At 42.2% G+C, this 13,036-nt stretch carries 12 protein-coding genes; 2 read left to right on the forward strand and 10 right to left on the reverse strand.

The window, feature by feature from the left end; all coding sequences use genetic code 11:
• Window positions 1–417 precede the first annotated feature (417 nt).
• A complete protein-coding gene (locus tag EKM98_RS06910) occupies window positions 418–852 on the forward strand; it encodes a LytTR family DNA-binding domain-containing protein (RefSeq protein ID WP_125981546.1) in 435 nt (144 codons plus the stop codon).
• Window positions 849–1,328, forward strand: coding sequence for a DUF3021 domain-containing protein (locus tag EKM98_RS06915; RefSeq protein WP_125981548.1), 480 nt, complete (start codon window positions 849–851; stop codon window positions 1,326–1,328). Before EKM98_RS06910 ends, EKM98_RS06915 begins: the two co-directional genes overlap by 4 nt.
• A 336-nt stretch (window positions 1,329–1,664) precedes the next feature.
• Here EKM98_RS06915 and pyrE read toward each other — a convergent pair whose 3' ends face one another.
• The 10 genes from pyrE to lspA all read right to left on the reverse strand — a co-directional run bounded on the left by pyrE (window position 1,665) and on the right by lspA (window position 13,035).
• Window positions 1,665–2,294 carry an orotate phosphoribosyltransferase gene (gene pyrE / locus EKM98_RS06920; protein ID WP_125981550.1) on the reverse strand — a complete coding sequence of 210 codons (630 nt, stop codon included), beginning with the start codon at window positions 2,292–2,294 and terminating at the stop codon, window positions 1,665–1,667.
• A complete protein-coding gene (gene pyrF, locus EKM98_RS06925; RefSeq protein WP_125981552.1) occupies window positions 2,291–3,007 on the reverse strand; it encodes an orotidine-5'-phosphate decarboxylase in 717 nt (238 codons plus the stop codon). The genes pyrE and pyrF overlap by 4 nt, the downstream gene beginning before the upstream one ends.
• 21 nt (window positions 3,008–3,028) lie before the next feature.
• Window positions 3,029–6,217 carry a carbamoyl-phosphate synthase large subunit gene (gene carB / locus EKM98_RS06930; RefSeq protein ID WP_125981554.1) on the reverse strand — a complete coding sequence of 1,063 codons (3,189 nt, stop codon included), beginning with the start codon at window positions 6,215–6,217 and terminating at the stop codon, window positions 3,029–3,031.
• Window positions 6,210–7,295 carry a carbamoyl phosphate synthase small subunit gene (locus tag EKM98_RS06935; protein WP_125981556.1) on the reverse strand — a complete coding sequence of 362 codons (1,086 nt, stop codon included), beginning with the start codon at window positions 7,293–7,295 and terminating at the stop codon, window positions 6,210–6,212. Before EKM98_RS06935 ends, carB begins: the two co-directional genes overlap by 8 nt.
• The gene (locus EKM98_RS06940; protein ID WP_125981558.1) at window positions 7,292–8,581 is read right to left on the reverse strand and encodes a dihydroorotase; all 1,290 of its coding nucleotides are present in this window, start codon (window positions 8,579–8,581) and stop codon (window positions 7,292–7,294) included. Before EKM98_RS06940 ends, EKM98_RS06935 begins: the two co-directional genes overlap by 4 nt.
• On the reverse strand, window positions 8,578–9,519 hold the full coding sequence (locus tag EKM98_RS06945; RefSeq protein WP_125981560.1) for an aspartate carbamoyltransferase catalytic subunit: 942 nt from the start codon (window positions 9,517–9,519) through the stop codon (window positions 8,578–8,580). Before EKM98_RS06945 ends, EKM98_RS06940 begins: the two co-directional genes overlap by 4 nt.
• Window positions 9,500–10,801, reverse strand: coding sequence for a solute carrier family 23 protein (locus EKM98_RS06950; RefSeq protein WP_125981562.1), 1,302 nt, complete (start codon window positions 10,799–10,801; stop codon window positions 9,500–9,502). Before EKM98_RS06950 ends, EKM98_RS06945 begins: the two co-directional genes overlap by 20 nt.
• 150 nt (window positions 10,802–10,951) lie before the next feature.
• On the reverse strand, window positions 10,952–11,491 hold the full coding sequence (gene pyrR, locus EKM98_RS06955; RefSeq protein ID WP_100071661.1) for a bifunctional pyr operon transcriptional regulator/uracil phosphoribosyltransferase PyrR: 540 nt from the start codon (window positions 11,489–11,491) through the stop codon (window positions 10,952–10,954).
• Window positions 11,492–11,653: 162 nt separating this feature from the next.
• The gene (locus EKM98_RS06960) at window positions 11,654–12,577 is read right to left on the reverse strand and encodes an RluA family pseudouridine synthase (RefSeq protein WP_125981563.1); all 924 of its coding nucleotides are present in this window, start codon (window positions 12,575–12,577) and stop codon (window positions 11,654–11,656) included.
• Window positions 12,574–13,035 (reverse strand): signal peptidase II, encoded by a 462-nt coding sequence (gene lspA / locus EKM98_RS06965; protein ID WP_125981565.1) that lies wholly within the window; start codon window positions 13,033–13,035, stop codon window positions 12,574–12,576. Before lspA ends, EKM98_RS06960 begins: the two co-directional genes overlap by 4 nt.
• Window position 13,036 lies beyond the last annotated feature (1 nt).

Below are 13,036 nucleotides of genomic sequence, written 5' to 3' on the forward strand. Positions count from 1 at the left end.
GACGTGGCACTGGAAAAATCGAATATTCGATTTTTCCAGTGCCACGTCTTATTTAAACTTACTTATGTCACAGCCTCGTAAAATTGGCTATCAACAGGATTTGACAGAGAGCCATTAATACAAGCCCTAACGAAGAAGTCAGATAGTCTTGAACAACCTGAAATTTAAATTGCTTAGTGTATTTGGTCATAGTAAAACCCCCGGTATTAGATTTTGGTCCAATACCGGGGGTTCACTTCAAGTTCGCTACTCAACTTTATAATTTACAACAGTCTTTAAAATCCCGCACAATTACGTACCTTCAATCTGGTATTAAGGCTTACACCGTTCACCTTAAATTTAAGACCACTTACCTTAAATTTAATATTTGGCAAATTCAAAGTTATATACTTAATTTGTAAAGAAAGGAGGTCCACTATGAAAACTAATTTTTTTGTTAGCCCTGATACACGCGATGAACACACCGACTTTTTCTTAAAAAAACTCACTCCTGAAATTCAACAAATTGCAAGCCAATTAGTTGGCACAGGAGACCAATTATGGGGATATCGTGAAGATGATATTGTTCCCTTGAAGTTTAATCAAATTGAGCTCATTTATGCGCAGAACAATCGAGTTTTCGTCGAAATAGCAAGTGAAACACTACTTTTAAAACAGAGATTGTATCAATTGGAATTGATATTACCAAGTGATTTTATCCGGGTTTCTAAAAGTGAAATTGTCAACTATCATCACATTGACCACCTAGAGCTTTCAAATAATGGTTTAATCAATATCTTACTCACTAATCAATCGCGGGCGTTGGTATCGCGCAGATACATGACGGCCTTAAAAAGGAGAATCGGATTATGAAATTTAAAAACAGAAGTAAAGGACTAACTCTGGGACTTGGAATTACCTCTGGCATCACAATTGGTTTAGTAATATCTCTTCTTTTTTCATATCATTATGGTACTTCTTACCAGCCTTCCACCCCATCCTTTACGGCGCAATTCGCCAATCCCTTAACTGCAATTACACTCTCCATTGTTCTCTGGGGTCTAATCGGCGCACTTTTCAGTCTGGCCAGCCTAGTCTTTCAAATTGAAACCTGGAGTCTTACCAGACAAACAACCGTTCATTTCTTTATCACGTATATTTGTTTCACCATTCTGGCTACCTTATGCCGCTGGTTTCCTGTCTCTTGGCTAATCTTTTATATTCCAATATTTATTTCAATTTATGTCATCATTTGGGGTATTAGGTACTTGGGCTTTAAGCATTACGTCAAACAAATTAATCAGAAACTAAGCAAAAAAAACAATGAGCGGGACAAAAGTCAGTTTTAGGTTCACTGCATAACGTAGGCCAAATCCAATATTTGGCTATGGCTAGGCACATGAACCCAGACTTTTGGCGCACGTTCTAGCGTAATGGTCGAAAATAGTAAGTGGATAGGACTTTTGTCCCAACCGCTCAGATCCTCCTAAATCGAATTATTGAAGCACCAAATACTGGATAATGCGGATATTTACTATCTTATAGTCTTACTTAAAGCTTATAGTCTTACTTAAAGATTTTTCGTAAAAAAATAATCCATGCGTTTTACCGCTAGATTATTCCGTGAAGTTATTTTCCATCTTTAATGTTGTTTTTTTGTTTCATTATTTTCTTGGGCTAATTAACTAGCCCCAATTGGCAGGATCTTGACGCCAATCATGTAATAACTGCCGATCACTCTCGTCAATATAGCCGGTTCTAACTGCAACGTCAATTAAAGTGTCATAATCCGTCAAAGTATAAAATGGCAATTTAGCCGCAGCAAAATTTTTCTGACTTGCTGCCAATTGATAACTGAAAATTCCGCAAACGCCTAATACGTCGCCGCCCTCATTTTGGGTAGCAGCAACTGCCTTCAATACACTTCCACCAGTTGAAATCAGATCGTCAATAACAACAACGCGTTGGCCTTGTTGCAAGTGACCTTCAATTTGCCGACCCTGGCCGTGATCTTTAGGTTTAGAACGCACGTAGATTAACGGTAAATCAAGTTCGTCTGCTACCCAGGCCGCGTGGGGGATCCCGGCAGTTGCTGTTCCGGCAATGACGTCAACCTCGGGAAACTTTTCCCGGATAATTGCTGCAATACCATGAGCAATGTGCCGGCGAATTTTTGGATAACTAATGGTCAAACGATTATCAGTATAAATTGGACTTTTAATGCCGCTTGCCCAAGTAAAAGGTTCCTTTGGTTGCAACGTAACAGCCTTGATACTTAATAAATCCTCAGCAATTATTTCAGCAGTTTGTGTCATACTAGCGATTCCTCCCAAAGTTTTTTAATCCTCTGATAAGCCATTACCGGATTTGCGGCTTGCGTAATTGGGCGACCAACAACTAATTGACTACTACCCAATTTGGCGGCATTAGTAGGTGTTGCAACCCGTTTTTGGTCGTCAGTGGCTGTATCAGTTAAACGAATTCCTGGTGTGACGCATAAGAAGTCCTCCCGGGTGGCACGTTTAATTGTCCCCGCTTCAAGGGCGGAGCAGACAACACCATCTAAACCGGCCTGATCGGCTAGTTGAGCCAAATGCGTGACACTTTCAGTTAGACTAGCCGTAATTAATTGTTCTTGCTGGATCTGGATCTGATTGGTGGAAGTTAGTTGGGTTACCGCAATTAATTTTGGTACTTTATGGCCATGACTTCCTGACAATAACCCCTGCTTAGCTGCTTGCATCATCTCACGGCCACCAGAGGCATGGACGTTTGTCATGGTGACACCTAAGCCGCCTAACACCTGCATACTCTTCTCAACGGTGTGTGGAATGTCATAGAGTTTTAAATCCAAGAAAACGTCGTGACCAGCAGCCACTAGTGCACGCACAATATCTGGACCAGCACTATAAAATAATTCCATGCCAATTTTAACAAACAACGGCTGGCCTTGGGGAAATTGGTGTAGAAATGTCGTTACTGTAGCCTGATTAGGAAAGTCCAAGGCAATAATTGGTCGTGTATCCATTAGCTCAATCGTCTCCCTTACTTAGAGTGCTTTTGTCGTAAATGAGCGTGATTCTAGCACGCGCAAGATGGCACCAGCAGTATCCAGTGATGTGAACAATGGAATTCCGTGTTCAATGGCATCTTGCCGGATTTGGAAGCCATCAGAAGCAACGTCGCGGTCTTGATCCATTGTATTGATAACAACTTGAACCTGCCCAGCCGCAATGATATCAAGGATATTTTGTTGTTTTGAACCTGCCGTTTCCTTGATCTTAGTAACCTCGTTAACCCGTAATTTTGCAGATTTAAAGAACTCGGCCGTTCCCTTTGTTGCCATTACGCGGTAACCAATTTCCCGGAACCGTTTGGCCAAGGCAAGTGCTTCTTTTTTATCATGATCCGCGATTGTAAACAGTACCGTTCCAAAATCTGGCAAATGTAGTTTACTGGCTTCAAATGCCTTATAGAGGGCTTTTTCTACCGTGACGTCACTACCCATGACTTCACCAGTTGATTTCATTTCTGGGCCAAGCAAGCTATCCACGTTATTTAATTTAGAAAAAGAGAAGACTGGCGCCTTAACGTGTACCATCTTGCCTGCTTTATGCAGACCATCTTCATAGCCTAATTCAGGTAATTTCGCACCTAGAATAACCTGAGTGGCAACTTGGGCCATTGAAATGCCGGTCACCTTACTTAAAAATGGGACCGTTCGACTTGCTCGCGGATTAACTTCCAGTACATAAACAATCTCGTCTTGCACAATAAATTGAATATTCATTATGCCAATGCAGTTTAGTGCAACGGCCAATTGTTCAGCGTGGTGCACAATTTGTTGAATCACGTTATCAGAAAAAGTTTGTGGCGGGTAAACGGCGATTGAATCACCAGAATGTACTCCAGCGCGTTCAATATGTTCCATAATTCCCGGCAATAAAACGTGTTCACCGTCAGAAATAACGTCAACTTCGCATTCTTTACCTACTAAGTAACGATCGATCAAGACCGGGTGCTCATGGGAAACTTTTACAGCATCACGAATATAAGTTTCTAATTCGGTCTGGTTTTCAACAATCTCCATTGCCCGACCACCTAAAACATAGCTTGGGCGGATTAAAACGGGATAGCCAATCCGTTTGGCAATTGCGACGGCCGCTTCTTTGGTTGTGGCCGTGGCACCAGTTGGCTGGGGTATTTTTAATTGTTGAATGATTTGGTCAAAGGCCTCACGATCCTCGGCCCGATTCAAATCAGTTACCGTTGTACCAAGAATTTTGACGCCTGCCTTAGCTAAAGGTTCGGCCAAATTAATGGCGGTTTGACCACCAAATTGGACAATAACGCCCACTGGTTTTTCCAAATCAATGACGTTCATAACGTCTTCAATCGTCAAAGGTTCAAAATAAAGTTTATCTGAAACTGAAAAGTCGGTTGAAACCGTTTCTGGATTGTTGTTCATAATGATGGCTTCATAGCCCGCCTTTTGAATGGCCTTAACTGAATGAACCGTTGCGTAATCAAATTCAACACCCTGACCAATTCTGATTGGCCCAGCGCCAAGTACTAAAACAGATGGGCGCGGACTCACAATACTTTCATTTTCATCTTCAAAGGTACTGTAGTAATACGGCGTTTGTGACTCAAATTCCGCCGCACATGTGTCAACCATTTTGTAAACGGGCCAGATCTTTGCTTCACGACGCATTTCTCGAATTTGATCAGCCGGAATATGCCAGAGCTGACTAACTTCATAATCAGTAAAGCCGTTTTTCTTAGCTGTTTTTAATAGGTCTAAATCGCCCTTATGGTCTTTCAAAGCATTTTCAAGTTCAATAATGTGACTTAATTTATCCAAGAAGAACAGATCAATTTTAGTTAATTCGGCCAATTCATCAATTTTATAACCGCGCCGTAAAGCCTCAGTTAAGTAAAATAAACGATCATCTTGGGGATGAATTAATTTTTCAGTTAAATCATCATCACTGACCTTTGCAAGCTCTGGTATTTCAATGTGAATTGTCCCAATTTCTAATGAACGAACCGCCTTTAAGATGGACTCTTCAAAATTACGACCGATTGCCATGGCCTCACCAGTAGCCTTCATTTGTGTTCCTAGGCGCCGTTCGCCTTTAGTGAATTTATCAAATGGAAAACGGGGAATCTTAGTGACTACGTAGTCTAAAGTTGGTTCAAATTCAGCGTAAGTTGTTCCCGTTATTGGATTTTTAATTTCATCCAAAGTTAGACCAACCGCAATTTTAGAAGCAATTTTGGCAATTGGGTAACCCGTTGCCTTGGAGGCCAACGCCGATGAACGGGAAACACGAGGATTAACTTCAATAATGTAATACTTAAAACTATCAGGATCTAACGCCAATTGAACGTTACAGCCACCTTCAATTTTAAGTGCCCGAATAATTTTCAGGGAAGCGTCCCTTAACATCTGAACTTCTTTGTCCGACAAAGTTTGAACTGGAGCGGTTACAATCGAATCGCCGGTATGAATTCCAACGGGATCAATATTTTCCATATTGCAGACCACCAGTGCATTATCGGCGGCGTCGCGCATTACTTCATATTCAATCTCTTTAAAACCGGCAATACTCTGTTCAATCAACGCCTGCGTAATTGGCGATAATTTTAACGCGTTCGTGGCAATTTCGGTTAATTCGGCGGCATTGTTACAAATACCACCACCAGTACCGCCCATTGTAAAGGCCGGGCGAACGATCACTGGGTACCCAATTTTTCCGGCAAATTTAAGCGCTGCTTCAACGGTTGTCACGCTTTGCGAAGACGGAATTGGTTCATTTAATTTTTGCATTAAATTCTTAAAAAGTTCCCGGTCTTCTGCCTGATCAATGGCAGATAGCTTGGTGCCTAACAATTCGATATGTAATTCATCAAGAATACCGGCCGAGGACAGTTCCATTGCCATATTTAAACCTTGCTGCCCGCCTAAGGTTGGTAAAATTGCGTCGGGTAATTCTTTTCTCAGAATCCGCGAAACAAACTCCAATGTGATCGGTTCAATGTAAACGTGATCGGCGATTTCTTTGTCCGTCATAATCGTCGCTGGATTGGAATTAACAAGAACCGTTTCGTAACCTTCTTCGCGCAAGGCCAAACAAGCTTGGGTCCCAGAATAATCAAATTCTGCCGCCTGGCCAATAATAATGGGGCCAGAGCCAATGACCATGATTTTATGAATATCTGTTCTTTTAGGCATTTTCTCGACTCCTTTTTGCAAATGCGTCCATCATTTCCATGAACTCGTCAAATAAATGGTCTGCGTCGTGTGGTCCCGGAGTTGCGTCGGGATGAAATTGAACTGAAAAGGCTGGGTACTGACGGTGGCGTAACCCTTCCACCGTACCATCATTAATCTCGATGTGGGTGATAAGCAAATTATCCTTGTTAATTGAATGGGCATCAACAGCGTAACCATGATTTTGTGATGTAAAATCAATCCGTCCAGTCGCGATCTCTCGAACTGGATGGTTAAAGCCCCGGTGCCCGAATTTCATTTTATAGGTATCGGCACCGTTTGCTAGTGCAAATAGTTGGTGGCCAAGGCAAATGCCAAACAGTGGGATCTTACCCTGAATGCCGCGAATCATCTCCAAGGCCTCTGGAACATCTTTCGGATCACCAGGGCCATTTGATAGCAAGACGCCATCTGGTGCCAGCTGGATGATTTCTTCAGCCGTTGTGTTATACGGCATGACCGTTAAATTGCACTGCCGTTTTGATAATTCCCGCAACACACTATGTTTAAGCCCAAAGTCAATAACAACCACGTTTTTTCCAGTCGCCGGACTAGGAAATGGTTTGGTCGTTGAAACTTGCTGAACTTGATTCTTTGGTAAGACTAAGGCATTTAATTGGTCGAAGGCGTGTTCATCAGCCGTGTCCACAATACTTGCCTTCATTGTTCCTTCAGTTCGTAGGCGTTTAGTCAACCGGCGGGTATCAATTCCGGTAATCCCCGGAATCTTTTTTTGCTTCAAAAATTCATCTAGTGATAATTGATTACGCCAATTACTAGCCAGACGGGCGGCCTCGTGAACTACGACACCCTTACAAGTTGGGGCAATTGATTCATAATCGTCACGATTAATGCCGTAATTACCAATTAACGGGTAAGTAAAGGCAATAATTTCTCCATTGTAGGACTGATCAGTGATGGTTTCTTGATAACCACTCATACCAGTGTTAAAAACAATTTCACCAGTCGTCGTTGTTGGTGCTCCAAAACCTTCCCCTTCAAAAATTGAACCATCGGCCAAAATTAAGTATCGTTTCATTTGGTTGTGCCACCCTTCTGGTAAGCTACTTTACCGGCAACTAACGTTAAAGTTGTTGTTCCGAAAATGCTTTGCCCAATAAACGGACTATTATGTCCCTTTGATAAAAATGTATCTGGTGCAATGGTTGTGGCAGTGTTTAAATCAAAAACTGCAATATCTGCTACCGTCCCTAATCCAAGATAACCAGTATTTTTTAGGCCAAAAATTTGAGCCGGTTTGGCGCTTAACCAATTTAGCAACTGATTGAGACTGAAAATATTTTCCTTCACAAAATGTGTGTAAAGTAAGCTGAAAGCAGTTTCACTACCCACGATCCCAAATGGTGACTTTAGAAAACCTTGTTGTTTTTCTACTGCTGTATGTGGCGCGTGGTCCGTTGCAATACAGTCAATTGTCCCATCCAATAAGCCGGCCACTAAGGCTTGGCGATCCTGTTCACTGCGTAAAGGTGGATTCATTTTAAAATTAGCGTCGTCACCTTTTATCATATCGTCACTAAGTAACAAATGGTGTGGCGTGACTTCACAAGTAACTTTGATCCCTGCCGCTTTGGCTTGGCGAATTAGCCGGACACTTTCTGCTGTTGATACGTGACACATATGGTAATGTGCACCTGTCTGCTGAGCTAATTCCAAATCACGGGCTAACTGACTGGTTTCGGCTGCATTAATTATTCCAGGGAGACCAAGTCTCTTAGCGGATGCCCCAGCATTCATGACGCCGCCAAATAATAATTTGTCTTCTTCAACGTGCGCTGCCAGCGGTAAACCATTAACTTGTGCCGCCTTTAATGCTTGGTACATGCTACCAGCATCTTGAACGCCCGAACCATCGTTGGAAACGGCAAAGGCCCCAGCAGCTTTCATGGCCGCAAAATCTGTCAACGCCCCAGCCTGCCGTTGTTTTGTAATCGGAGCGTATTGTTTAATATGAACAACGCCTTCATTAGCGTTACGGGCAACCAAAGTCGCAATTTGGGCCGCGGTATCTGGGACTGGTGTGACGTTGGGCATTGCCCCAATTGTGGTGAAACCACCGTGAGCCGCTGCTAAACTGCCAGTTCTAATTGTTTCTTTGGTAGTTTGGCCAGGGTCACGCAAATGAACGTGCAGATCAACTAACCCAGGTGCAACTAGCTGGTTACTAACATCGATTATCTTTGCAGCTGGACTAGTTAAATTTTGACCAATAGCTTTGATTTTAGTGTTTTCAAGCAGTAAATCACAGGTTTGTAAGTGTCCATCTAACCAAACTTGGCCATTTTTTAAGATCGTCTCTGTCATACTAATCCTCCTAAATGATTTCCCCGTAAAACACTTTCCAGCATGGCCATGCGCATATAAACACCATTTTGCATTTGCGTCACAAAACGCGATTGTTTACCTTCAACTAAGTCACTTGCTAGTTCAACATTGCGATTAACCGGGCCGGGATGCATAATAATTGCTTGTTCTGGTAGACGACTAGCACGCTCTTTAGTTAGACCGTAACGTTCAAAGTAGGACTGGGTATCAAATGCCTGTTCACCTGGATGGCGTTCATGCTGAACCCGGAGTAACATCATAACGTCGGTTTTTTCGACTAAATCATCAATTGGCAGATAAGTACCATATTGGGCAAATTCTTGACTATACCAGGCCTTAGGACCAGAGAAAAAGAGCTCAGCACCTAATCGTTGCAAAATTTCCATGTTAGATCGGGCAACTCGCGAATGGGTCAAATCACCAATGATTGCAACCCGCAATCCAGTGAAGTCACCGAACTGTTCAGCAATTGTCATCATATCCAGCAAACTTTGCGAAGGATGCTCACCACTGCCATCACCGGCATTAATCAGTCCCAAGGATAAATCGGCGTGACCAAGTAATTCATTATAGTAATCGTTTTGTGGATGGCGAACGACTAGCAGATTAACGCCTACTGCATCAAGGGATAAGGCCGTATCGTGTAAGGTTTCCCCTTTACTCATCGAGCTTGCCTGCGGGTCAAAGTTAATAACGGTCAAACCAAGTTTTCGTTCGGCCATTTCAAAACTGGTGTGGGTACGAGTGCTGTTTTCAAAGAATAAATTACTGACGTAAACTGGTTCAGTTAATTTTAATTGAGCACCGGCCTTAAAATCTTCTGCCCGGCTAATTAGTTGTTCAACCTCGGCTACGTCTAAATCCTGCATTGAGACAATCGACTGAAATTCTGGCATGTTAGCGAGTACTTTCATCATCGTTATCCTCCACTTCATTTAAAGCCTGTTTTGGTAAAATAAGGTTCAATAAAATACCTAGAATGGTTGCTAAGGCCACACCAGTTAATTGGAAGTCACCTAACTGAAGGTAGGCTCCACCAATACCGATGACTAAAACGGTAGAAGCAATCATTAAGTTACGTTTTTCATCAAAATTAACCCGGTTATCAATTAAGATCCGTAAACCGTTGGCCGCAATAACACCGAAAAGCAAGAAACTGATGCCACCGATTACTGGACTAGGAATGCTCATAATTAAGGCACTAATTTTGCCGATAAAACCGAAGATAATAGCCAGAACTGCCGCACCACCAAGAACAAATACACTGTATACCCTAGTTATTGCCAGTACGCCGATATTTTCCCCATAACTGGTTACAGGTGGTCCACCGATAAAACCGGCAATAATTGAGGCTAAGCCGTCACCTGATAGTGTGCGGTGTAAGCCTGGATCCTTAAAAAAGTTCCGGTTAGTCAGTTTATCTAATACCATGATGTGACCCATGTGTTCAGTCATCGTGACAAAAGCAATTGGTGCCATGCCTAAAATGGCCCCAAGATAAAACTTTGGCTTATAACTGACAAAAGGAATTTCGAAGGCCGGCATGGCAAACCAATGGGCGTTTAGCACCGGCGTAAAGTTAACAATGCCAAAGAGTACCGCAACAATATATCCGCCAACAATTCCTAGTAAAATGGGAATCAAGCTTAGAAAACCTTTAGTAAACATATTAAAGGCGATCGTTAAGGCCAAAGTAACAAGCGCAACAATGAAAAATTTTAAATCATAATGACCGTTATTCATCATGGCGTCCTTGGCTGCGTTACCTGCCAAAGAAAGACCGATTACCATAACTACTGGTCCAACAACAATTGGCGGTAGTACGCGATCAATCCAAGCGGAGCCGATACGCCTAATCAATAAGGCAACAATTAGGTAAACTAGACCAACTGCAATACTGCCCTGAGCAATTGCCGGGTAGCCATCGGACTTCATTAGAACCTGCATTGCGACAATAAAGGCAAAACTTGAGCCAAGGTAAGCCGGAATTTTAGCCTGAGTAACTAGCATGTATACTAAAGTGCCAATCCCCGAACTAATTAATGCAATCCCAGGGTTGATACCAACTAAAATTGGGACTAAAACCGTTGAACCAAACATGGCGAATAAATGTTGTAATGATAAACCAAACCATTGTAATGGCTTCGGTCGATCGTGAATATCAAGTACAGCATGTTGATTCTGTTTGTCTTCTTCCATAATGAAACTTCCCTTCTTGATCCAACCTCATAAAAAAATAGCGACTTGCATCATCAGTACTTAGTGAGTCTGCAAGTTGCTATTGGCCGTACGAAAGGCGGACCAATAAACTATTTTGCTCTCACAGGAGTCAATTAAATCGTTTTTTGGTTAATTTAATTTTTCAATGGCGATTCCGTCGCGGTGATCAACTTCATCAACGGAAACTTTAATTTGTTCGTGAATGGATGTTGGAATATTTTTGCCAACAAAATCGGCCCGAATTGGCAACTCACGATGTCCTCGGTCAACTAAGACAGCTAAGGAAATCTTTTTAGGTCGGCCAATGTTCATTAAGGCATCAAGAGCGGCCCGCGTTGTTCGGCCAGTAAATAGAACGTCATCAACTAGGATCACGTGCTTACCTTCGATTGAAACTGGAATTTGTGAGCCGTTAACAGTTGGTTCCTCCGTTCCAGCTTTGTGTAAATCATCACGGTAAAGTGTAATATCTAATACGCCAACCGGAACGTCCATGCCTTCTAACTGCTTCATTCGATCGGCGATTCGTTGGGCCAAGTATATGCCCCGCGTTTTAATCCCGATTAAAACTAAATCAGCCAAGCCTTTATTTTGCTCGATGATTTCGTAGGTAATTCGTGTTAGAGCACGTTTCATTGTTACGCCATCAACAACTTCTTTTTCCGCCATAATAAGTCCGCCTTCCATAAAAAAAGAACCTCCTGCCCGGTTGGTAGGAGGTTCTATCGTTTTTAGTTAGCGTTTATGACTAATTATGATAGTTCCTTCTTAGCCTCACGGGACTAACTTAAAGGATCTTATTTAATTTTGATTACCACAAGCTTACTTGACCTACCTAGTTCTGTCAAGTTTAGTTTGCCGTAATTTAGTTAAAGTTTGCTGGAAGATTTCCGGAATTGGCCGTTCAAAAATCATTAATTTATCTGTTGTGGGATGGCGAAAGCCTAATTTAGCAGCGTGTAAAAATTGACCATTTCCCTTTAACGTCTTTTTTGGTCCGTAAAGCGGATCACCCGCTAAAGGATGGCCAATATATTTCATGTGCACCCGAATTTGGTGGGTTCGACCAGTTTCCAAAATACATTTGACTAGCGTAAAGTTTTCAAATCGTTCCAACACTGTAAAATGAGTGACCGCGTGTTTCCCGGTACTAACTACGGCCTGTTTCTTCCGATCATTTTTAGCTCGGGCAATAGGTGCATCAATCGTACCTTGTTCTTCTTTGATAACACCGTGTACTAGCGCAATATATTCACGAATTGTGGTCTTGGCCTTCAACTGGGCTGCTAAGCTCAAATGGGCCTGATCATTTTTAGCAACCATTAATAAACCCGAAGTATCCTTGTCGATTCGGTGAACAATACCAGGGCGAATGACGCCATTAATGGACGATAACTCGCAGTGATATAAAAGTGCGTTAACCAATGTGCCATCAGGATGGCCGGCTGCTGGGTGAACCACCATACCTTGCGGCTTATTGACCACGACAACATCGTTATCTTCATAAACAATATCCAACGGAATATTTTGTGCTACAACGTCTAGATGAATTGGTTCTGGTACTGCCACTTTGACGTGATCATTTGGAACAACTTTATACTTTGCCTTAACGACAACATCATTTACCTGAACGAGTTCGGCCTTAAGCCAGTGCTGTACTTGCGAACGTGAGTAGGCCGAAAAATGGTCACTAATCACCTTATCAATTCGACCCTTTTCAGTAGTAATTGTTAACGTTAATTCTGTTGTGCTCACGCCGTTGTCCCCCGTTTTTCGTCAAAGAAAATTAAATAGCAAAATATCAAAATAACACCAATTGTCAGTGAACTATCGGCAATATTAAAAATTGGAAAATTAATAAAGTCTAGTTGAAACATGTCGACAACGTAGCCTAACCTGAGTCGGTCAATAAAGTTTCCAATGGCACCGGCCAACATAAAACTTAGCCCCAGTGCAAATAACCAGTTCTTTTTACCTTGCGTAAATAGCAAATAGCAGATAATGGCAACAGCAACTAACGTAATGACGTAAAAGAACCACCGCTGTCCTTCAAGAATGCTCCAGGCCGCACCGGTATTACGTAAATGGGTTAGAGATAGCAAGCCGGGCATGACTGTTTGCGTTTGATTTAGTGAAATATTCGAAACAATCCAATATTTCAATCCTTGGTCTGCACAAATGATTAGGATGGCTAATCCAAAATACTGCACCAAA

The organism is Loigolactobacillus iwatensis (assembly GCF_003950295.1).
Classification (GTDB): Bacteria; Bacillota; Bacilli; order Lactobacillales; family Lactobacillaceae; genus Loigolactobacillus; species Loigolactobacillus iwatensis.